The organism is Candidatus Nomurabacteria bacterium, from assembly GCA_020847275.1.
Classification (GTDB): domain Bacteria; phylum Patescibacteriota; class Minisyncoccia; order Phycocordibacterales; family JACOZG01; genus JADLCI01.
This window is the reverse complement of record JADLCI010000004.1, coordinates 38,575-60,344: the sequence shown is the minus strand read 5'-3', so window position 1 is coordinate 60,344 and position 21,770 is coordinate 38,575. Positions and strand designations below refer to the sequence as shown.

Sequence of the window (21,770 nt, the reverse complement as noted above, 5' to 3'; positions counted from 1 at the left end):
GCTCCGCGGGTAGGATTCGAACCTACGACCAATCGCTTAACAGGCGATCGCTCTACCACTGAGCTACCGCGGAATGATTCCTTAAGGAATACGGCTTTAATTTAACAAAAATGAAAGAATTAAACAATCACGCCCCCACCCACACAAGTATCATGTTCATAGATAACCAATGATTGGCCCGGCGCCAAGCCAACCGGAGACTCTCTAAATTTAACGAGCCAACTTCTTCCCTCTCGCACCAGACAACAAGAATAAAGTTCACCCCGATGACGAATCCGGGTCTTATAGTGTTTGTCTTTTTCTGGTTTAGACAACCAGTTAACGTCGTTTAGTCTTACAAACTGGTCCCCGGGAAGCTGGGGCGGTTTATTGGATACGAACAAAATATTCTTCTTAATGTCTTTCCCAATAACATAACCGTGCTTCCTCTCGCCGATGGTGTAGAACCACACGCCATCGTGTTCCCCCACGACCTCCCCTTTTTCATTCAAAACTTTTCCCCTCTTCGGTTTGATATATCTTTGGATAAATTTCTTAATATCTAGACGGCCAATGAAACAAAGCCCCTGGCTATCGCGCTTGGCAAAGTTCGGTAATTTAAATTTCTTCGCTAGTTTCCTCACATCACCCTTCTCGTAATCGCCAACCGGGAACAAACAGTGTTTTAGTTGTTCCGACTTAAGTGTCCACAAGAAGTAAGTCTGATCCTTGTTCTTGTCTTCAGATTGAGTCAGCCTACCATTTTTAATTCTAGCGTAGTGACCAGTAGCGACATAATCTGCACCATTCTTTCTCGACCACCGATAGAAAGCCCCAAACTTAATTTCACGATTGCAGGCGATATCCGGATTGGGTGTTCGTCCCGCATGATATTCACTTATCATATATTTCACCACCTCCCGTTCATATTCCTTGCTTAAATCAAGCGTCACCAAAGGAATATCGAGAACAGCTGCCACCCGCATGGCTTCGCGCCGATCCTCACGCCAGGTACAAACAAAACCTTCTGGTTCCCAAACCTTGATGAAAACCCCGATGACATCATAACCATCTTTTTTTAGAAGCGCCGCGGAAACTGACGAATCAACTCCGCCGGACATGCCGACAAAAACACACTTTTTCGCACTTTTCTTCATTTTTGCTATCATAGGCCAATGTTCACCGTTTGGCTATATGCCCTCATCAGTGTCCTCGCCGTTGGCCTTGTCTCGCTTGTTGGCATCTTTGCTCTCTCGCTTAATGAGCTACGCCTGCGGAACGCGCTCTTTCTTCTAGTGGCACTCTCGGCTGGCGCGCTCTTCGGCGATGTTTTAATCCATCTTTTGCCAGAAATTTTCGAAGGCAAAACCAATGTTCTCGTCCCGTCACTCGCTGTGCTTGCGGGTATTTTACTCTTCTTCATACTTGAGAAATTTCTCCACTGGCACCACAGTCACGGTATTGATAACGAGCGCGATGAATGTGAACATATCCACATCAAGCCGTTTGGTCGTTTAAACCTCATCGCTGACGGCTTCCATAATTTCCTAGACGGCATCACCATCGGCATCAGCTTTCTCGTTAATCCCACCGTCGGTTTCGCCACCACACTTGCGGTAATTCTCCATGAGATTCCGCAAGAAATGGGCGACTTCGGCATCTTGCTTCACGCAGGCTACAATCGGCGCCAAGCGCTCTATCTCAACTTACTCTCAGCGCTCACCGCTGTACTCGGCACGATTATCGCACTAGCCCTTGGCTCACGGATCGAAACCTTCGGTACCACGCTTCTGCCAATCGCCGCTGGCGGATTCCTTTATCTCGCAGGCTCCGACCTCGTGCCCGAACTTCATCGCACAACCGACCCGAAAAAGTCGTCGCTCCAACTCATCGCCATGCTCATCGGCATCGCCTTGATGGCCATGCTGACACTGGTAGAGTGAAATTTTACAAACTAGCGTGTGGAGCTTACATGGGGGCTGCGGAACAGAAGTCCCGTCAAATTCAGACTTATCTGTTACGGTAATTCCAGCAGTTTCTTAAAAATCTCAAAGGTCGTTCGAGCATCTGCGAGAGCAGTATGCGCGTTCTCATTCTTGATACCAAAATATTGGGACAGGGCCCAGAGGGACACTTTCTGTAACTCTGGTTTGTGATGCAGTTTGCCATAAACCATCGATGGTAAGTCCATTTTATGATAGAAAACTTTAGGTTGAACCCCCGTAGCGCTAAAGGCGCTCTCCAGAAACGACCAATCGAAGGCAACATTCTGTGCCACCACAGTAGTATCTGCAATCTTCTCGCAAAGAGTCTTCATGGCCTGTTCCAACGAGGCGGCGAAAAGCCAATCCCCCTCATTGTAACCATTTACCCGTAATGCCTCCGGTTCTGCTGATTCTAGCCTCGTTGGTTTAACTTTCATTTCCAGTTCATCAACCACTTCCCATTGTGGGCGAGGTGAATCATCAATTGGTCTCACAACCAGACAGCCAATCTCCAGAATCTCGTGTTTAACGGGGTTAAGACCGGTCGTCTCCAAATCGATAAAAGACAGTTTGGTTTTCTTCATTTATTATTTTAAATACTTTATCTTATTTTCCTTGTGCTCGTCAAAGGTCGCGGCGTAATGAGTCTTACCTGTCTCATCAGCCAGATAATACCAGAACTCAGACTCTGTTGGATGAACGGCCGCATCAATTGCGTCTAATCCTGGATTCACAATCGCCTGGTCTGGTAAGCCAACTCTCTTATAGGTTTCGGGCGCCACATCAACTTGCAACGGCATTCCAATATCTAACCTTTTCCACAAGACTCCAGCAATCATCCGGCGATCTGATTCATCACTGGCTTCCTCCTCGATGATTGACGCCATAACCACAATGTCGTTCCAAGTGCGTCCGGTCAATAAAGTTTTCGCTCGAAGTGAAGCCGTCTGTCTCATAAAATTGCGCCTAGCCATCTCCATTAGTTTGTCAAAGCTGATCTGGGGTGGAACAAAATAAGTATCTGGAAAAATTTCTCCCAAATTTCCAACCTTACTTCCCAAGAGAGCAGGGAGTTTATCAAAAATAGCCTTCTCAATCTGGGCAACACTAGAACCTTCAAGAATCGTTAACTTCACGGGCTGAAGAACAAACTGACCGCGCACAAGACGACCAATTACCCGCCAAGAAAATAGTGGCTCCCCAAACCAATAATCGCCCGCCTGGACCCCTCTCTCTCCCCCGCCAACACGAAGCAGGAAACGGAAGAGTGCTGCCGATTTAATAACTTTTTCTGTTTGTAATAAGTCCGCAATCTGGCTAGATGTAGCACCTTCAGTGATTGTAATCTGTTTATTGACCGGGAAGCCAGCCGGCGCAGAAGTGATAGCAAAAAAAACGCCGAGCAGTCCGACAGCAATAATCCCCACAAAAAACGACACCGGCTTTGACATTGTTTAAATTGGTAAATTACTCGGTGGCTCGGCTCGCTTGGAACTAATCTTACTAAGAGACGGCGTCATGGCGACACTGCCGGGGAAGTGATAAATCGTTGCTAACTCTTCAGTACTAAGGACAAATGGCTGTCCCGCGTACGGCGGATAGAAATAAGACCGTAAACGATAGGCGTTAAATAAGCCCGCTTTCTTCTGACTCAAACTGTAGCCACTGATAAACTTACTCCAAGGATATTTCTCGCCCGTCGTCCAAGAAGGTCTGAAGCCATTCAAATCGGCGGAATTGTACTGCTTCAACATTCCAACGGTACTCACAATTCGAAGTGGACTAAAGACATCTGGTTTTGCAAGATAAATTGCCCGAATACCACAATCAAAGCCGGGCTTCGTCAGAGAACGCTCAACGTCTTCAAGAGCCTTACGTTCACCCGGAGACAGCACAACAATCCCACTCTCTTCTGGACCATGTTTCTTGTCACGTTGCATTAACTTCTCCCGTAGTGCCTTACCACGATCCTTCCAACCCTCACGACCCCAGAGTGTCCCTGGCTTATGATAACGATCCTTGGACGCCTGAACCATAATTTGAAGCCAAAGTTGTTCTCCGGGATTCATTGAGCCAAGGAACTCCAAAACAGCAGTGATTGGATCGGTCCGCGCCGCTCCCTCATCAGAATCAGCCGTCGGTTTATCTAAACCATAATTAACGTAGGTTTTAATCGGGTAAGCATCATCTTTACTAAGTTTGAACTCGGCCCCCCAAAGCTTCCAGTCACTGTCGGGCAAACCGTAAGGGATATTGTGGACATAGTCTTCGACTTCATGGATTTCAATTCCTGGATATTGAGCATAGAATTGCGCCTCAATCAGGTTGCGGAAGAAAGCTGAAGTCCAGATGTAGAAGTGAACCTCACCACCCAGAGACACCATCTCCAAAGAGAACCAGGTGCGGCATTGTCCCAGGAACCACTGCTTAATGAAGTTATCCCCGTCCCACCCCTGATGGAGGGCGCCAAGAGCCAACTCCATTGCTTGAGGAGTCTTAGTTACCTCTTTCGGAATTTTAATCTCGAGCAGAATAAACTTTGTCGCATTAATATATTTTGTGCGAACGTAACGAATCCACAACTGCCAAGCAGCATAAAAAAGCAGAAACGGTAATGCATAAAAGACAACCGGGATACCAACTTGGACCAGAGGCTCAATCATTACCCCAATATTGTAACACGGGGACTAAGCAGGAAGCGAGAATTTACCGGTTTTCTTATCCTCCTTAAAGTACTTAGGATTTTTTAGATTAACGAGAACCGTATTTTCTTTCACATAACGCTCCTTCTTAACAGCGGCCATTACCTCTTGACGGGTCATCGGCCCATGTTTCTTGAGAATTGCGGCAATCACTTCCCTCACGATGCCGGGAGTATAACCCCAGTCAGACAAGGCATAGATTCCCCGTCCAACAAGGACAAAACGCTTATCTTTAATCAATTCGTTGTGGCTTGTGGCGGCATTAGCCTTCTTATTGAAGGATTCATTGATCGCTTTGGAAACTTCTGTAAAGTGCATTGGCTCACCGTGACGACGCATTACCAAGAAAGCGTAATCACGAATACCGCGGACGCGGACATTCGGTGAACTTGAAAGACCCCACTCGCCTACCGGACTTAGTCCAATTTCCTTAGAAAGCTTCAACCAATTCTTGACCTTCTTTTTGGCTTCTTCTGGAGAGAGCCGTTTGTCCAAACCACTCATGAAGTGTCCAACTAAAGTTTCTTCGGGCAAAAGTTCGTCTTCAGAAATAGCGGCACAGAGATTGCGAAGCGATTGATGAACACCCTCCGCTACGTCGGTATCCACCGTCCAACGATGATGAAATGAATCATCCTCACGTAATTTTTGAAAAGCCTCGCCGATCACCAGTAAGAAATGAACATTGTTCTGCGTAATTTGATCGCCAGAAAGATGTTCCAAGAATTCCTGCTCGTGAACCACTCCCCCATATTCGGCCATTACTGTTTTTAGCTCAGTAAAAACTGGCTCAAGCTTTGCCATGGCTGCAGACTTCTTGATTGCCCGAAGAGTGAAGCTCTCAATCTGTCGCACCCGCTCACGAGTAATACCATAAATCTGTCCAACCGCTTCTAGTGTCATGGTGTCCTTACTCGCCAGACCGAAACGACGTTTAACCACATCACGAGTACGGGTGGATAAATCGGCCAACAGGGTTTTGACGACCTCTTGGGGTTTGAAGGTGAGCACTTCTTTAATTTCTTTAGTCATATTTATATGCTACCTTTTTGCTTGACTTGCTGTCAAGTCTACTGGCCAAGCAGAGTTATGGATAGAACCTTCTTCTCCAATTTTTTTCCACAATTCTTCCGTCAGGTGGGGAGCAAAGGGGGCTAAGAGTTTCAAGAAAACCTTGTAGTCATCACGGTAAACAACTTTTTCTTTCTTGAATCCATTAAGTAAAATCATTAAGAAAGAGATGGCCGTGTTGAACTTCATCGCCTCAATATCCTTACTAACTCTTTCAACGGCCGCTGACCACTCCATTCTCCCTCCCAGTTCTAGACTATCACTTAGGCGCCAGACCTTTTCTAAGAACCTCCTCGAGCCGATGATACTTTCATCGCTCCAGACTACCGCTTGCTCAAATGGTCCCATAAACATCTCATATACCCGCAATGTGTCAGCACCATAGAGTTCGACTATTTTATCTGGGTTTACCACGTTTCCCTTAGATTTACTCATTTTCGCTCCACCAACCGCAAGAATGAGTCCGTGCGAAGTTCGCTTCTGATAAGGTTCATCACTCGGCACGACACCGATATCAAAAAGAAATTTGTGCCAAAAACGGGAGTAGAGTAAATGAAGCGTGGTATGCTCCATCCCTCCGTTATACCAATCAACCGGTGACCAATGTTTGATCTTCTCCGGCGAGGCCAGAAAATCTTGGTTATCTGGATCCAGATAACGCAAATAATACCAACTAGACCCTGCCCAGTTTGGCATTGTGTCTGTCTCGCGTCTCGCCTCGCCCCGACACTTAGGACACTTCACGTTCACCCACTCCGCCACACTCGCCAGTGGCGACTCTCCGTCATCTCGGGGCTGATAGTTCTCCACTTCTGGCAAAACAACCGGCAAATCTTCCTCTGGGACTGTTTGCCAGCCACACTTCTCACAGAAAATCATGGGAATCGGCTCTCCCCAGTATCTTTGCCGAGAAAACACCCAATCGTGTAAATTCTTGAGCCAGTTCCTTTGTTGGGTCTTTACCGAATCAGGATAATCAACCTTGTCTAAATCTTTTTCCAACCTGTTTGTGTACTTAGTAATCGCGAGCATCCACTGATCTTTTTCTCTCTGCTCAACCGTTGACCCACAACGTTCACACTTACCCTGAATCACCTCCTCATTCGCTAGGCCAATCTTACAACTCGGACACCAATTAATTGCCATTTTGCCTTTATACGCCAAACCATTTTTGTAGAGCTGTAAGAAAATCCACTGAGTCCATTTATAATACTTCGGGTCGGTTGTGTTTACCTCCCTCGACCAGTCAAACGACGCGCCCAACATCTTGATCTGACGACGGAAGTTGTCACTATTTTGCTTAGTGACAACCGCCGGATGAACACCAGTTTTTATCGCATAATTCTCGGTCGGTAACCCAAAAGCATCCCAACCCATTGGATAAAGTACATTGTAACCCTCCATCCGCCGTTTACGGGCAATGATGTCCAAACCAATATAAGGACGCGGATGGCCCACGTGCAATCCGTCACCAGAGGGATAAGGAAACTCCACCAATACATAATATTTTGGTTTCGCACCAAAATCCTCCGCGCGATAAATGTCGGACTTTTCCCATTCTGCTTGCCACCGTGCTTCTACCTCCTTGTGATCGTAGCTCTCTGCCATCAGCTTAGATAATTTAGTCTCGAATCTTCTTCACCCCCAACCAGATTAAGGCCACCAGTGCGACAGCGAGGATGATAAGTCGGAGATATTCCTGCATATCCGACCAGTAGCGGATAGACCCGATGATCAAGGAGAGCACACCTCCGAATGAGAGTCCCAGTGAGACGGCCGAGATGTTGCTGGTGAAGAAACCAACGATTATCGAGATGAGACCGAGAACGACCATCACCACGAAGACATTCCGATTGTAAACTTTATGCACCTCATTGTACGCCTTACCGCAAGTGAAAGTGGTATCACAATAACCACTTGGCTGAACTTCTCTTACACCTTTTTCTGGAACAGGATAATTGTTTTCATTCCAGGCCCCACCGATTGAGACACACTCGTCCTGATTCGCCGGGGAAACATTAACCTGTTTCTGAGGACAGAAATTATCCCAGACCGGTTCGGGATAACCAAGACGGGTGGCCACATTGAAGAAAAGATTGAGCACAATGACAATACTAACGATTAGCACCCACTTGAGAATATTTAGATTTTTCATGAGCTGAATTATACAACAATTTCTCCTATATCTTAAACTCAATCACGTCCCCATCTTGCACCACATAATCCCGTCCGACCGTGCGCGATTTGCCTCCAGCGAGCATCTCTTGCCAATTAATGACTTCCGCTCGGATAAACTTCTCTTGAAAATCGGTGTGAATCGCTGTCCCCGCCTCCGGCGCGGTCCAACCTTTTCTAATTGTCCAGGCGCGCGTTTCGTCAGCACCGGTTGTGAAATAGGTAATCAAGCCAAGTAAATCGTAACTGGCACTAATCAGTTGATCTAAGCCTCGCCCAAAGATTGGATCAACCTCAACCCACTTCGCCCCATGACCAGCCATCATCTCCTCCAGCGATTTCGTATCGGCAACCGCCTCTCCCGCCTCGGAATTATTGAACACATAGAGTATTGGTTTAGCCGTGAGTAAATGTAAGCCTTTCAAAATTACTTTCTCTTCTTTATTTAAATCCAGCTGTGACACTAAGCCACCTTCCTTGAGTCCGGTCTCCAACCTCTTCAACAAATTTTCTTCCGCTATCGCCACCTTGTCGCCACGACGAACATCTTTCCCCACACCAACCAATCTCTTCTCGACCGTTTGCAAATCAGCCAACACCAACTCAAGGTTAATTGTCGAAACGTCGTCTAAGGGAGAAACCTGATTGTGCACATGAATAATGTCTTTGTCATGAAAAATTCTAACCACCTCCGCAATTGCGTCTACCTCACGAATATGTGACAAGAACTGGTTGCCAAGTCCTTCGCCCGAAGCGGCCCCCTTCACCAAGCCGGCAATATCCACAAACTCAATCGCAGCCGGCACGGTCTTGGCCGATTTAGAAAATTCGCTCAATTTACCAATTCTCTCATCTGGCACGGCGACCACGCCCACCGAAGGATCAATGGTGCAAAAAGGATAATTCTCGGCTGGCACACTCTTCTTGGTCAAAGCGTTGAAAAGTGTCGATTTACCCACATTTGGCAGACCCACAATACCGATGGAGAGTTTCATAGATTCTCAATCTACCAAAATTGTGTTATCTTAGCAAAGAAATATAAGGGCCTATAGTATAGCGGTAGAACGGTTCCATGGCATGGAACAGGTCCGGGTTCGACTCCCGGTAGGTCCACCAAACAAAAAGTTGTTGAAAAATTATTTTAGAGATAAAACATGATAAAAGACGAGTGTAAGCATAGGTGGAAAAAGCACACGAACTATAAACCAAGTCTGGGAACCTCCACTTATCTCTGTGAAAAATGTAAAACAAATGCGACGACTGCAGAAGTTTTTCAACTAGAAACACTCCTACATCTTCAGGTTTCGCAAAAATGGACGTTGGGTGTTTCTATTCTGTCATTACTCGTCGCAATATCTGCCATCGTGTTCAGATAACCAAAACCTACTTCATTCCCTCCTCGATTTCCTCCACTTCCTTTCTGATAGACTTTTCGGCCGAGCGGAGATTTTTTCGCAACGCTGTCAGAACACGCGACTCTTCTCTAGTTAATTCACGCTTCGTACTTGCCCGCTCTAGTAACGACAACTGTTTCTCAATATTTTCTCTTAGTTTTGCAAAAGTATCATCGATTGAACTCTCTGCCCCACGCACACTCTTGTGAACATGCCGACGCCAGCGACGGAAGTGACGATGACTATGTTCAAGCATCAGGCCAAGTAAGATGACGAGAGCGAGCAGCGGCACCGCTAGAGAAAGGGTGGCAACCGTTTTGGTCCCCCAACGCGAATAGGCGGATGGTAACACAACCAACTCAAGTCGGCGCTCAAGCATGTTTCCCGCTTGGTCAACGGCGCTAGCAACAATGACATGTGATCCAGAATCCAGTTCGGGCAGATCATAGTAATTTTTACCTTGTCCAGCCGAGAGCGGTGGCAATGTCTGCCCATCCAGAGAAACATTGTAATGACTAATACCCGATCCGCGGTCACTGGCCGTTAGGATTAATTTCACTTTATTGTCAGACAGGTCTTGACGTGTAACCTCTGTGAACTCGAAAGATTCTGGCGTCCCAGTATCAATCTGGAAACGGAAATGGTTTATCTCACCCCAACCCTGAGGTGTCCGAGCTTGGGCATGGAGATACCAGACTCCATCGTCGAGATTGGACACGGTTTTCTCTCGAATCGGTGTGCCATAGGCCACATTCGGCCTGGCATCAGGAACTTGGTTAACTAAAAGTCTCATCCCCGTTGCATCATGGGGTAATTCCCAAGCAAACTCCGCCGTTCCAGAACGATACCATTTATATTGATCAGGATGTGTCGGAGAAGAAATCCGAAGAGAACCAACCACCGCTTTAAATGGCGAACCCGCGGTAACATTTTGATTAATCTGAGGGACGGGCTCCGTCTTCCTATCAGGCGTGCCAACTCCTCGCTCGTCACCAACCGGCGACAAGTCTTGATTGATCTGAAAATTACTTTCGTATGCCGCAGAGAGAATGTCTGTTCCTTGTCCGTCATTGGCAAGAATTGCTGGATTATTAAAGCCCAGGCTGACTAAACCAGAGTTTTTCGCCCGGAAATTAATACCCAAAACATTACCATTCGCGCCAATGAATCCAGGATTGAGAACAACTCCCTCGAAACTAACCGTCCCGTCTTTATTAGAAAACGACGGCTCCTGAACCCAAAGACCGACCACGGAACCACTCTTAGAGATAGAAGTTACTTCCAACTTATCAGTAGGAAAGGCGACCGAACCAGAAACCGCGTTCATCGTTTGATCCGGCGTGCTCACCACGACGCTAGCAGAAAAGTTTTGCCCCACCGAAAAATTTCCAGAACTTGGATTGATCCGGAGAGTTGCCGCTTGAGTTAAAAGGGGCAACAGGAGGAGAGTAAAAATGGAAACAACTTTTTTGAAAATAATTTTCTTCATATTGTTTTCCGCTAATTAGTATATTCTACTTTCTCCACGTCCACAATTTCTTTGCCAATAAATTTCTCAACCTTCTGCAAATCATCGAGCAATTTATCTCGCGTTGATTGTTCGCGGACAGCCTGTAATTCTGATTGGATGTCCCGACGAAGAATTGCGAAGCCACGCTGAACCGCTTCTTCTGCCTGTTTAATTTCCTCCCGAAGCAGAGTTTGTTTGCGTTTAATCCGTCGCCAATGAATCCCCACGTCAATAAGTAGCGCAATTAAAGCTCCACCCAAAACAACGATGATAATTAGGAAAACGACATCATAACTTAATCGTGATGCACCAAACTGAAACGCTTGGGCCGCCACCACAAGGCCAAGCTCAGGCCCCGGTGGACTGAACTCTTTATCGTAACGCGCCTGTGTCCAGAGAAAATAATTCCCGGCGGCGAGAAATGTATTATGGCGGTAAAACCAGTTACCCTCGTGATCTGGCTGAACCCTAAAGCTAAAAAGCTCACTCGTTGCTGGATTCTTGAGATAAATGATCACCTCGCTGTCAGTGTTGTCGACCCGCCCCCCAAGGTAGAAAATGTCCTTATTCGAAATATGCCGTGAGCTAGTCGTAACAACCGGCGGTGAGAGAGTATCTGTTTCGGCCGCCTGAACTTGCGACGAAGATGCTAATAGTGAGCCAAGCAAGAAAATAATCACCAGAGCTTTCCCGTAACGGTCACGATACTTCTGCAATTCGCTTAATTGCTCCTGAATATGATCCGGAAGCGGCCAGCGCCGGCGGTGCAGGCTGAAGTGAAGGGAACGTAGATGGGTAGCCAGATAGGCCAAAACTAGAATAAGCAGCACAATAAAACCAAGTACCAGAGGCCACGGCACTAAACCGAAATCACGAATCATCAGTCCCTCGTCGGAGAAAAGACGGAAAAGAGGTGTGACGATGGAAAGTCGTTTCGTTACCTCTTGATAATTGCCCGCAACATCGTAGGCTCGAACAATGACATCGTAGTCACCAAGCGCGAGAGTCTGTGGCACATACGGACTACCCGTCTCAATGAAAAGTGGCTGCCCCACACCATCTTCCCCCTCTGGCCCCGGTCGAAGAGAAACCAGTTTCAATTCATAGTGATCTAACCCAGAAGAGTTATCCGTAGTGGAAAATTGGATGACCGGGCGTAGACCGGTTGTCCTTGCCGCGGGTAAGATTTCTATTTGAAAATTCGCTGGTGCGGTTTTATCAATCAACACAGCGAAATGTGTTGTCTCACCCCAAACACCACCGCGCAAAGCTTTAATATGAAAATATTGCCTCCCTTCACTTAGGCTTTTGTAGCCCACCCCACTTCGTAAACCCTCAGAGACATCGTCAGGAATATCAATTGGTTCATCGTTTAGAACATAACTGTACCCCTTCACCTCTGACCCTTCAGTCGCCCAGGTTAAGACGAGATTGTTATTGGGATACCATCTTGTTTGATCTGGATGTGTTTCTGAAACGACAAGGGGGCCCGCCGGTGGCGGTAAGACTAATTGATAGATACCGCCCTGCACTCGATCAAGAGCGTCACTGCCAACACCATCGTTTAAAAGTACTTTAGATTGGTTGAGAAACTTCACTACCGCCTGTCCCACCGACTTAACGCGGAAAGTGAGCGTCGTGAGTAAACCATTATTCGTTTTAAGCCCACCCGGAACAACGCCTTCCAAGCTTACCTGACCCAATGTGTTATTAAACTGCGGAGCGGTGACCCAAACATCCACAATCGATTTACCAACAGACGGCGAGACCAGTTGTAACTTATCTGGAGGGAATTGAAGAAACGCGCCAACCGCATTAACGCTTTGATTATTGGAATCAATAAAAACCGACACATCAAAAGTGCTTCCAACAGTGAAGGTCCCCGTACTTGGTCCGAGAGAAAGAGAAGCCGCGCGAGTGATAAGCGGACTAGCAAGAATCAGGAGGACGAGAAATGTTTTCTTAACCATAGAATAAAGAACAAAAGAAGGAATGATATAATTATAGACCAAAAGTTACTCCACGAATAGTGATAAGGACCTATTGCTGGTGATAAGGTGACAACTCGTTTGTTGCCCGCCTGATCAATTGCCCGAATACTCACATAACTCTGCCGTGTTTGGTCACGAAGAAGGTATGGACTAACCGCATCTCGCCAATCATTATCGTTTGGTGCGATAGATGAGTGCTCCTGGACTTGATACCCAGCTAATCCAGAACGGTTATCGCGAGTGGAAAAAACGACAAACCACCGACCAGAAAACAAATTAGGATCGTGAGAGATTTCGGGAGAGAAAGTTTCTGGTGGAATCCTATCATCACCACTAACCTCGGCGACTGGAGAAGAGTTAGCGACCCCGTCTCGGAGAGAAACGCCAAGGGAGCCAAGCTTCATTTCTACCGCTTCTCCTAATCCATCGTTTAGAAGAGCTCGCGGTGACTGCCATTCAACTTGAACATCGCCACTCTGACGACCACGAAAAATTAGTGTGAAGACCTTGCCTGGACGACCCCCTGTATAGAAGGGACTTAGTACTCCCGAAAAACCACCGGGTATTATTCCCGCAAAAGAAACGTGTCCTTTTTCTAGTTCTGTCGGAGATTCAAGCCAAAAACCAATAATTGAATCCCCGCTTTTGATTTCTTCCAACTCCAAATTATCCGCTGGGAAATTGATTCCGCCCTCAAGCGCATTAATCACCTGCGCTTCATTGTCCAAGATAACATTTACAGAAAATGGTTCCCCGGGTGGCACATCGATTCTGTCTGGTGAAAAAGAAAGTCGTGCACCAAAGACCGGCAACGGTAAACAAAACAAAAGAATCAAAACTATGTGAGTGTGTTTAAAGTTTCTCATTTCTAGAAAATTAGCCAGTCCAATGATAAGCCATAATAGAGAAGTCGCGTAAATCCACCAGTCCATCCCCACTCAGATAATCTTTCTCCAAGAGACGAAAGGCGCCACTAGGCGATCGCTTATACCAAAAAGCCGCGATGGAAAAATCAACCAGGTTAACTCGACAATCTCTATTCAAATCAGCCTTAAGTGGACACTTCTGATCCTCTTTGGGTGTAATATTTTTATTCCCCACCGCAAAGACAACGGGCCGCCCAAAGACGCTAACCTCGCCAACTGTGGCCGCCTTAGATTTAGCAAAATGTTGGCCAATTTCGAGTGGCGCACTATCAAAATTAAAAAGATAAACACCGTTACCGTCTGCGATTGCCTTAACGAAGTGCTGGGTCTCTGAGTTAACCTCTATCGTAATCTCACCGCTTGGGGTACTTTGTCCGAAAATCGCTATGTTGTCGCCACGTCTGACTTGAGATTTATCCACCGCAATAGTGGGGGCGATAAAAATACCAGAGATATTCGTACTCGCTCCACTTGTGACATAAACGGGAAAGGTAAACGGCTCTGAACGACGACCATCCTTATCTTCGCCATAAACAGAGAAGGTGTAATTACCGGTAGAAAGATTTGCGAGTGAAACATTAAACTTCGCATCTGGCCCAGCAATTGTGGTCACAGCATTCTGTCCGTCCTTCAAAATTGTTACCCGGCTTAATGGATAAGCCCGTCCAGAAAAGGTAACACCGGTTGGAGAAGAAACACCGCCACCTCCCCCTCCACCACCGCCGCTGGGCGGTGGTGGTTCCGGCTCTGGTTCCACCTCACCGTTAACGGTGACAGATAGCGTCGTCTGCGAAGAACCAAAAAGTGCGGCCTCTACAATCCTAGGCACAAAAAAAATACTTTCAAAAAGAAACAGCGTGAAGAAAAGAATAGTGATGAGGACATATCTCATGGGGAAACAAGGGAAATACGAACACGTCGCTTCAACCAACGTAAGATTACAAATAACACCAATACCGCGACTAAGAATCCCAGAAGGTACCAAATCGGGATAACCCAGAATGTAATTGTCCCCGTGGTCACGGCAACACCCTCACCATCATATAAGACAGCCGTGGCACTATAACGCCCGAGTAACCACCCCTTCACCTCCCAACTGACATTGATATCTTTAATGCCTGTTGGTAGGACGGTCTGTCCCTCAATCGGAACTCTCCCCACTTCCGACCCAAACATATTACGTAAGGTAAGCGTACCCTTTGGCTCAAAATGAACCGTGCCAGTATTCTCAAACTTAATCTGAAAATCGACGGGGGCTTTCTGGACAAAAGCTGGTCCAGTAAAACCAAGAATATTTCCTTTCTGTAGGTGGTTACCTGGAACAGTAATTAAAATCAGCATGCCGATTCTGGTGCCGATACTTAGCCCACCACCCTCACCAAAACTATCCGGTCTCGTGGCTTTAAAGAAAGCAACCCCAAAATGACTCCCTGGCTCAGCATTCTCTGGGGCCGTTACGGTATAAGGAATTTCAACTTGTTCGTCTTGTTTAAGGTCGAAAACCTTCTTGCCGCCAAGATCAATCCAGTCCCTAACGGTTGTCACTCCTGGTGCTCTTCCAACAAACTGGATCCCCTCGGCTCCAGCCACTGGGATAAAATCCTCAACACTTGCCTCCACATTGATCGGCTCACCATCGCTTGCACTACTTAGATGAATGACTCCAGATACAGACTCTCCCGGTTTTATCGTGTGCGAAACCTTAACTGGTCGAATCGTCAGGCCAGTTGCCGCGTCAATAAAACGGGGCAAAAAAAACACTCCCACAACGAGAACTACGCAGGGTAAAAAAGCAAAGAAATATTTTGATTTAAACCGAAACATTAAATTGTGACGGATCTGAATTAGTTGGCCGTGGCGGTGTATGTCAAAGCACCAGTGTAAGAACCACTCTGCTGGCTGGCCGGAACATCAAGATAATACTGAACCGTGTTTAGGTGGACACTAGAACTATAAGAACCAGCACCGGCGTTTCCTATGTTTCGAGAGACAGTAGAACTTGCAATACCCGCCCACAATGTATTAGCGCTGTCCGTCAGATAATTATCTTGCGACCCCCACCAAGAAGTAGAGCGGAAAGGCACACTACCAGAAGCAGACATTACACGGAACGCAAGGACATCGCCACTGTTATCGAGGGAGCCGATTTGAACAGCGTTACCCACGCTGGTTGTGGCCGTGCCAGGAACCCACTCGGTTTGATCAGTCAGACCGACACTGGCATCAGTGGTCAAATCCATAACCGTATTAGATGTGCCCTGATCATCTCCCGCCAGCGCAACGGTCCAACCATTAACATCGTTCGTTGTCACTTGAAGAGTGGTCGTGGCCATTACCGGTGTCCCCGGATCAATCGCAGGGAAGGCAGTATTACCTGCATTATTATCAATTGCAAAAGTGAGAGCCGTGTTAACCGTAACAGTCAGGGTCGTGGTCTGCGTTGCTGCATAGGCTTGACCACCCACAACGACAGCAGAAAAAAACAAAGAAACAATCGTCAGGGAAGAGAGAAACAATTTAAAATCTTCGAGTGAAAGAAACCGTTTTAACATAATCTAATTATAGTCCTTTAAATGAGATGCCCCAAATAGTTTATCCACAGTTGTTTCATCACGGACTAAGCGTGGCCTCATACACAATGTCTCCAGAATAAGGGCCGCTTGCCAATGTCGCAGAAACAGCCACATTGTAAAGCACAACTATGGTTGTGGTTGCACTCGCCGCCGTGGAACGCTTTACAATATTCTGAGCGGATGAAGGAAATCCAGCAAAAAGGGCATTGACCGTGGTATCGTCACTCCCCCACCAAGCACTAGCATAATTAGGCGTATCGGTACCAACTTTTTTGACCCTAAATTGTAGCGTTTGAGGTTCTGTGGTTGAAGCGGTGGCATTACCGGCAGAAGTCGTGGCGGCATTTGGCACCCAAGCGGTTTTATCAACAATCGAAAAAGAGGGCGAAGAATTGTGAACCATTGTCGCCGTACCATTACTCCGATAAGCAGTAATTACAAAACCATTATGATTGGCTGTCTTAACGGTGAGAATACTTGAGGTGGCCACCGCGCCAAAGTCGGGTGTGACGTTCGGAAAAGTTTCTGTGGCGGCATCGATTACAAGCGGAAGACCGTCGAAATTCCAGTTTAGATTTCCACTGCCGTCAGTCCCGTTCAAGACATCGAGTCGTTCGCCAAGTGATGCATCGTTATCAGCAGGAAAAACATAGTTGAGTGAAAAAGTTCCAGAAACAGTTAGACCAGCCTTCGTCCCCGGAGAACTAGAAACCAATTTCACCCGATCGTTACTATCGGTTCCGGTAAAAGTAAGGCGCCCCGTCACAGTCGTCGTGACATTGGCCGGGAAAGTGAGAGTCACGTCTGTCCCATTGTTTGAAGAATCTAGTTTTTTCAGATTATAAAAAGTCGTTGCACCGGTAATTGTCTGATTAGTCCCATTAAACCACGCCGTACCCGAACCAGCATTGAATGTCCCGCTATTAGAAAAGTTTCCCGCCAATAACAAGTTACCAGAAGTAGAAGTGAAGCTACCAGAAGAAATTGTGAGGTTACTCGAGGCAGTGATCTGACTTGCATTTGGGGCGGAGAAAGTGCCACCAGCCAAGGTAAGGGTTCCAGCAAAAGTGAGGTCGGAACCGTTGCCAGAAAAGGTGGCACCACTATTGATGTCCCAAGTCCCAGACGCTATAAAGACATAACTACTAACACTGTTCGTGTCGAAAATTAGGCTAGCACCACCGCTTGCATCAATGACAGAGTTACCGTCAAAATAGCCCTCCGCACCAAGGGTTACCGTCAGTGTATTGCTCCCGGAAGAAGTGGGGTTAATCGTCATGTTGTTTGCCACTTCGACATAAGAATCTGTGGTATCGGTCCCCAAATAGTAAAGACGGTCACCCGTAATCGTCGGCGTAATCTGTAAGTCATAAAATAAAACATTGCCGAAAACGAGATTGGCATCAGCGTCCGTGTTAAAGATAAAGAGACTGGAATCAACATTAAGTGTGCCTCCATTTACAAGAAGGACCGCCGCGTCAGGACTACCCGCACCGGTTAGAGTAACAGTGGAAGCATTGGCGGTAAGTGTCCCCCCAGTCTCAATGTCGATCACGCCAGAATTAAATGGATAATTCGAACCGGTTGTATTAAGAATAGAGGTAGTATTAGTTGTCCGTTTAATTGTGGTGGTAGCGTTAGAACCCACATCTAACCATCCGCCCAGATTAACAGTGAGACTCTTGGTGGCAGAAGAAACAGGATTAATCTCGAAACTACCCGTAGTAGAAGCCGCCCCACCGAAAGTGTAAGTTCGATCAGAAATGTCGAGTGTTGGACTTAATTTAAGAATGTTGAAGGCGTTGGGACCGACCAGAGATCCGCCGGTTAAGGTGACATTATTATCCGGGTTCATTACCACGGTCGAAGTATTGGCATTAAAGATCCCGGAATTGGTGATAAGCGGCCCCGACGAACCGCCGCTAAGCGTAACGGTAGAACCGTTGGCGGTGAGGGTTCCTGCTGATAAAATATTAATCAAGCCGCTACCCAGAGCATAGTTACTACTCGTCGTATCTAATACAGAAGTCGCAGAACCTGAACCAGAAATTAGGGTCCGACCCGAAGCATCCACCGTTAGGGAGCCTCCCAGTTTAGCAGTGAGAACTCTTGTCGAACCGGCAGTAGGATTGAGATAAAAATTACCACTAACCGTCACCGCACTACTACCAAAAGTGTAAGTTCGATCGGCGGTCAGGGTTGGCGAAAACTCAAGATTATTAAAACCAACTGTGCCAGAAGTAAGAGTGACATTCGCATCCGAAATGACCGTGGTCGTTCCAGTCGAACCGAAGGTTCCATCGCTATGTTTAGTAAGTAGCGTGCTCCCGGCTGGACCGGTAAGCGTCATTACAGAGTCAACTGAAACCGTGCCCTTATTACCAATGTCGAGATTGCCAACCCACAAAGGATTACCCGAGAGAGAGATACCGGCAAAGGTGGCGGTTGTAGTTGAAGCAGTAGTGGTAGCGGAGACGGTCAAACCACCGCTACCCAATACAGCATTGATTGTTCCGCTCCCCGTTGGTATGACACTAAAGTTGGTGGTAGAAGCTGCTCCGTCAAAGGTGTAGGTACGATTAGTGCTCAATACTGGCCTGAACGATAGATTCCCATAGTCTGGCACATCAGATATCGCCTGGTTTGAATTACTCAGCCATACGACATTGGAAGAAGCATGAAAAGCGTAGGTCTGGAACGTTGGCATATTGCTACCAAGTGCGGAAGTGGCACCACTATCACATGTAGAACTGGTGCCCCCAACTGTTCCACCAAGACAAAGCGTGGCACCAGAAGCGATTGTGAAAGTACCACTACCAGAACCGGGACCAGTTATCGCACGGGGAGAATTAAACACACCAGCTTGAATGTTTAAGTCACCGTTGATAGTAACAGCATTGCCGTTGTTTATTACATCCGCGGTTGAGTTAATTGTTAGATTATTAAAAGTGGTACCAGCGCTACTAAGAGTGGCCGAGCCAGAGGCACTAGTGACAGTGACGGTGGAATTTCCCGCCGTAAAAGTTCCTACCCTGGTGAGAAGGGTCCCAGAGGTGCCAGTTAAGGTTAGGTTACGAGAACCGTTATCTGTGGTCAATGTCCCCGTGCTGTTTATGGTCACCTTGCTAGCAGAATGATCGGCGGTGATAGTTACCGTGTGCCCAGCGGAAATTGTCGCGGTATCACTCGGACCAGGATAGTCGGTCCCCTCAACGCAAGAGGAGGAACAACCGCCATTCGTCCAGGTGCTACCCAGATTCCAATTACCAGTCTGGAAAGAAGTAAAGCCAGCATCCGCAGCCAACTGCCATTGCCTCTCTTCAGTAAAGATATCGGCACCGTTATCTTCCAAAACGGCCGGACCAAGAAGATGGATGAGGGGCGATATTTCTGGCGCCTGATAACGATAGAGTAGCTCCTTCACTTCTCCCGGAGTAAGAGAGAGCGGCCAAGAAATTCTTTTCTGGGTTTCATCCATAATTATATTCCCACCAAAAGAATCGGTAACCTCAAAGTTATGGGGAATAATCTCCGTAAATAAACCCGAGAAAACCTGCTCGGCCCTCACCTTAAACCTCATCACATAATCCGACAAGAAGGGGTTTATGCGTGTGGCTCCCGAACGCTCAATGTGGAAATTGTCGCCACCGCGAACAGTCACCGCATCGGTAATCGTCTGACCATTCCCGAGATTGGTTAGCGTCAATTGATAGACACCGTCACCCCCCAGCTGGTAATTGAGAAAATAATCTGGTTCATCTGTCACATTGTTATCCCCACAAGTTTCGTTACTTATGATGGTGCCGTCGGTGGTTAGAAAAGATCCCGAACCGGCCGGGCCATTAACCTCAAGCTTGAGATTGGCATTACAAATTGTATTACCGTAGTCATTCAAGACCGCCATCTGAAGGTAGGCATTTTCATTAGTTCCGTAAACAGATTTGTTGGCATTGATTGCCAAGACGCCCCAGTAGAAATCAACCGTTGACACAATGACTTGCCTCCCCTGAAGAATCTCAACCGTCAGATGATATTTACCAGGACGAAAAGAACGCCCAGATCGATCTAGTTTCAAGTTAATGGTCTCCGCATCAATTTCAATTTCGGGATTCACTTCAACTAATTGTTCTCTAGAATCATAGAGCGAGGTCTTCAAAACACGCGCACGATTATTCGCGGCATAAACCTTATTGAAAGAAAAAAGGGATTGTAGTTCTAGTGACTTTGTCGAGGTGGCAACAGTGGATGTGGCCACCGTCGAAGTCGCCGCCAGCGTGGAAATGTTCCTTAATAAATCGTTAGACAAGATAAAGTCTGGCGTTTCGCTAGCGCGAAATTCTTTCTTATTAGAAAGAAAAACCTCTGCCGACGGCAACTCCAATCGTGGCAATTGGGCAATTTCTTCTGGAGTTAAATCCTCATCCAATTCGTCGCCATAATCCACCTCCAGCCAGATACTATCCAGAGAAACCCGGATCGGCTGGTCAATCCTCGGTAAACTTCGAACACTAATTTGTAGACGTGAGAGATCGGACCAATCGTTAATCGGCAATTCCAAAGTGGCGTCACGCCAATTGCTCCGACCGACTCTCCCCAGACTCTGCCATGAATCACCGTCCAAGGTATAGAACGCCTCCAGCCAATCATCGGGGGAAATAATTTTCTCGCTTGGCGCGGCCGCTAGAATTTCTTCTGCGGTGGTAGTCGTAGCAATCGCATAGTCAACAAAGTAACGTAGCCATGATGTGGCCCCCTCTGACGTCGGGATGGCCTCGATGCTCGGTGCTGGTTCTGGGGCCGGCTCTGTCGGCTCCGGAATGTTTAAAATTTCTGGTTCTGCCTCCTCTGTTTGGACAGGAGGAACAATTTCTTTTTCCGTTTTTCTTTCTTCTTCTTCACCAGAATCGTTTGAGATAATTTCTGGAATAATATCCTCTGGATCAGAAACGGCTTCAGTGCTTGTGCCCGACTCATCACTACTTGCCTCAACCGGCACAGTAAAATCGGTAGAAGTTGATACGGTGCTTGTAGCATCGCTTACGGTCAACTCAACTGGATCGGAAAAGTTGGAGTCCAAAATCTCAACCGCCTTACTTTCAAAATTGGCCGTATTAATCGTTGTCGTAGCGACTGGTGCTTGGCTCAAGTTTTCATCAATTAGCCAAGCAAATTTAACCCGAAATTTTTTCGGCGCCGTATCGTTAGGAATTTCTCCCTTAAAATTGCCGCAGAAAATTTCAGACAGGGAATCAGACAGTGTCGCTGAATTACCGTCGGGTTCACCCGATGCCGCCTGTGAATTCTGCCACCCACCAAGACAAGAGTCCGGATAAAACTTAGCTAAGCCAGCCCGACTGTCTGAACCAAGGCCGAGGACTATTAAAATAGCGAGACCGAGGACAGAGAAAATAACCCATTGTTTTTTGGTCACAGTCATCCATGGTAATTATACCATTCCAACCCC

16 protein-coding genes and 2 tRNA genes are annotated in these 21,770 nt (G+C 47.0%); 2 read left to right on the top strand and 16 right to left on the bottom strand.

The features are described 5' to 3' along the window. Window position 1 precedes the first annotated feature (1 nt). Together IT398_00900 and mnmA are read right to left on the bottom strand one after the other, a co-directional pair. Window positions 2–73: transfer RNA gene (locus IT398_00900), tRNA-Asn, on the bottom strand. Window positions 74–119: 46 nt separating this feature from the next. Next, the gene (gene mnmA, locus IT398_00895) at window positions 120–1,136 is read right to left on the bottom strand and encodes a tRNA 2-thiouridine(34) synthase MnmA (protein ID MCC6290614.1); all 1,017 of its coding nucleotides are present in this window, start codon (window positions 1,134–1,136) and stop codon (window positions 120–122) included. 18 nt (window positions 1,137–1,154) lie between these two features. On the opposite strand from mnmA, the gene IT398_00890 reads away from it, so the two are divergent. Further along, the gene (locus tag IT398_00890) at window positions 1,155–1,922 is read left to right on the top strand and encodes a ZIP family metal transporter (GenBank protein MCC6290613.1); all 768 of its coding nucleotides are present in this window, start codon (window positions 1,155–1,157) and stop codon (window positions 1,920–1,922) included. 74 nt (window positions 1,923–1,996) lie between these two features. On the opposite strand, the gene IT398_00885 is transcribed toward IT398_00890, so the two are convergent. Genes IT398_00885 through ychF form a run of 7 tightly spaced genes read right to left on the bottom strand, consistent with a single transcriptional unit; the run spans window position 1,997 to window position 8,907 of the window. After that, entirely contained in the window at window positions 1,997–2,548 is a 552-nt protein-coding gene (locus IT398_00885) for a 3'-5' exonuclease (GenBank protein MCC6290612.1), read from the bottom strand. A gap of 3 nt (window positions 2,549–2,551) precedes the next feature. After that, window positions 2,552–3,415, bottom strand: coding sequence for an endolytic transglycosylase MltG (locus IT398_00880; GenBank protein MCC6290611.1), 864 nt, complete (start codon window positions 3,413–3,415; stop codon window positions 2,552–2,554). A gap of 3 nt (window positions 3,416–3,418) precedes the next feature. Next, complete coding sequence (locus tag IT398_00875) at window positions 3,419–4,627, bottom strand: hypothetical protein (GenBank protein ID MCC6290610.1); 1,209 nt, start codon at window positions 4,625–4,627, stop codon at window positions 3,419–3,421. Between the two features lie 24 nt (window positions 4,628–4,651). Beyond that, window positions 4,652–5,698, bottom strand: a complete 1,047-nt coding sequence (locus tag IT398_00870) for a hypothetical protein (protein MCC6290609.1) — start codon at window positions 5,696–5,698, stop codon at window positions 4,652–4,654. Between the two features lie 9 nt (window positions 5,699–5,707). Continuing rightward, entirely contained in the window at window positions 5,708–7,345 is a 1,638-nt protein-coding gene (locus IT398_00865) for a class I tRNA ligase family protein (GenBank protein MCC6290608.1), read from the bottom strand. Between the two features lie 13 nt (window positions 7,346–7,358). Beyond that, window positions 7,359–7,892, bottom strand: a complete 534-nt coding sequence (locus IT398_00860) for a hypothetical protein (GenBank protein ID MCC6290607.1) — start codon at window positions 7,890–7,892, stop codon at window positions 7,359–7,361. Window positions 7,893–7,917: 25 nt separating this feature from the next. Then, the gene (gene ychF / locus IT398_00855) at window positions 7,918–8,907 is read right to left on the bottom strand and encodes a redox-regulated ATPase YchF (GenBank protein ID MCC6290606.1); all 990 of its coding nucleotides are present in this window, start codon (window positions 8,905–8,907) and stop codon (window positions 7,918–7,920) included. 47 nt (window positions 8,908–8,954) lie between these two features. On the opposite strand from ychF, the gene IT398_00850 reads away from it, so the two are divergent. Further along, window positions 8,955–9,028: transfer RNA gene (locus IT398_00850), tRNA-Ala, on the top strand. Between the two features lie 267 nt (window positions 9,029–9,295). Here the strand turns inward: IT398_00850 and IT398_00845 are convergent. From IT398_00845 to IT398_00815, 7 genes are read right to left on the bottom strand one after another with little or no spacing between them, the layout of a single operon-like run. Further along, a complete protein-coding gene (locus IT398_00845; protein ID MCC6290605.1) occupies window positions 9,296–10,795 on the bottom strand; it encodes a hypothetical protein in 1,500 nt (499 codons plus the stop codon). Window positions 10,796–10,806: 11 nt separating this feature from the next. Continuing rightward, a complete protein-coding gene (locus IT398_00840; GenBank protein ID MCC6290604.1) occupies window positions 10,807–12,786 on the bottom strand; it encodes a hypothetical protein in 1,980 nt (659 codons plus the stop codon). Continuing rightward, on the bottom strand, window positions 12,756–13,673 hold the full coding sequence (locus tag IT398_00835) for a hypothetical protein (protein MCC6290603.1): 918 nt from the start codon (window positions 13,671–13,673) through the stop codon (window positions 12,756–12,758). Before IT398_00835 ends, IT398_00840 begins: the two co-directional genes overlap by 31 nt. Window positions 13,674–13,683: 10 nt before the next feature. After that, the gene (locus IT398_00830) at window positions 13,684–14,562 is read right to left on the bottom strand and encodes a hypothetical protein (GenBank protein MCC6290602.1); all 879 of its coding nucleotides are present in this window, start codon (window positions 14,560–14,562) and stop codon (window positions 13,684–13,686) included. 59 nt (window positions 14,563–14,621) lie between these two features. After that, window positions 14,622–15,557, bottom strand: a complete 936-nt coding sequence (locus IT398_00825) for a hypothetical protein (GenBank protein MCC6290601.1) — start codon at window positions 15,555–15,557, stop codon at window positions 14,622–14,624. Window positions 15,558–15,577: 20 nt separating this feature from the next. After that, entirely contained in the window at window positions 15,578–16,285 is a 708-nt protein-coding gene (locus IT398_00820; GenBank protein ID MCC6290600.1) for a hypothetical protein, read from the bottom strand. 58 nt (window positions 16,286–16,343) lie between these two features. Then, window positions 16,344–21,743: a hypothetical protein gene (locus tag IT398_00815; protein MCC6290599.1), complete on the bottom strand. Its 5,400-nt coding sequence runs from the start codon at window positions 21,741–21,743 to the stop codon at window positions 16,344–16,346. Window positions 21,744–21,770: the final 27 nt, after the last annotated feature.

What these genes read in the sequence shown, in the direction of transcription:
- IT398_00865 (MCC6290608.1), bottom strand. Translation starts at nt 7,345, where the DNA reads ATGGCAGAGAGCTACGATCACAAGGAGGTAGAAGCACGGTGGCAAGCA.
- IT398_00875 (MCC6290610.1), bottom strand. Translation starts at nt 4,627, where the DNA reads ATGATTGAGCCTCTGGTCCAAGTTGGTATCCCGGTTGTCTTTTATGCA.
- IT398_00840 (MCC6290604.1), bottom strand. Translation starts at nt 12,786, where the DNA reads ATGGTTAAGAAAACATTTCTCGTCCTCCTGATTCTTGCTAGTCCGCTT.
- IT398_00825 (MCC6290601.1), bottom strand. Translation starts at nt 15,557, where the DNA reads ATGTTTCGGTTTAAATCAAAATATTTCTTTGCTTTTTTACCCTGCGTA.
- IT398_00885 (MCC6290612.1), bottom strand. Translation starts at nt 2,548, where the DNA reads ATGAAGAAAACCAAACTGTCTTTTATCGATTTGGAGACGACCGGTCTT.
- IT398_00890 (MCC6290613.1), top strand. Translation starts at nt 1,155, where the DNA reads ATGTTCACCGTTTGGCTATATGCCCTCATCAGTGTCCTCGCCGTTGGC.
- ychF (MCC6290606.1), bottom strand. Translation starts at nt 8,907, where the DNA reads ATGAAACTCTCCATCGGTATTGTGGGTCTGCCAAATGTGGGTAAATCG.
- IT398_00880 (MCC6290611.1), bottom strand. Translation starts at nt 3,415, where the DNA reads ATGTCAAAGCCGGTGTCGTTTTTTGTGGGGATTATTGCTGTCGGACTG.
- IT398_00870 (MCC6290609.1), bottom strand. Translation starts at nt 5,698, where the DNA reads ATGACTAAAGAAATTAAAGAAGTGCTCACCTTCAAACCCCAAGAGGTC.
- IT398_00845 (MCC6290605.1), bottom strand. Translation starts at nt 10,795, where the DNA reads ATGAAGAAAATTATTTTCAAAAAAGTTGTTTCCATTTTTACTCTCCTC.
- mnmA (MCC6290614.1), bottom strand. Translation starts at nt 1,136, where the DNA reads ATGAAGAAAAGTGCGAAAAAGTGTGTTTTTGTCGGCATGTCCGGCGGA.
- IT398_00860 (MCC6290607.1), bottom strand. Translation starts at nt 7,892, where the DNA reads ATGAAAAATCTAAATATTCTCAAGTGGGTGCTAATCGTTAGTATTGTC.
- IT398_00820 (MCC6290600.1), bottom strand. Translation starts at nt 16,285, where the DNA reads ATGTTAAAACGGTTTCTTTCACTCGAAGATTTTAAATTGTTTCTCTCT.
- IT398_00815 (MCC6290599.1), bottom strand. Translation starts at nt 21,743, where the DNA reads ATGACTGTGACCAAAAAACAATGGGTTATTTTCTCTGTCCTCGGTCTC.
- IT398_00835 (MCC6290603.1), bottom strand. Translation starts at nt 13,673, where the DNA reads ATGAGAAACTTTAAACACACTCACATAGTTTTGATTCTTTTGTTTTGT.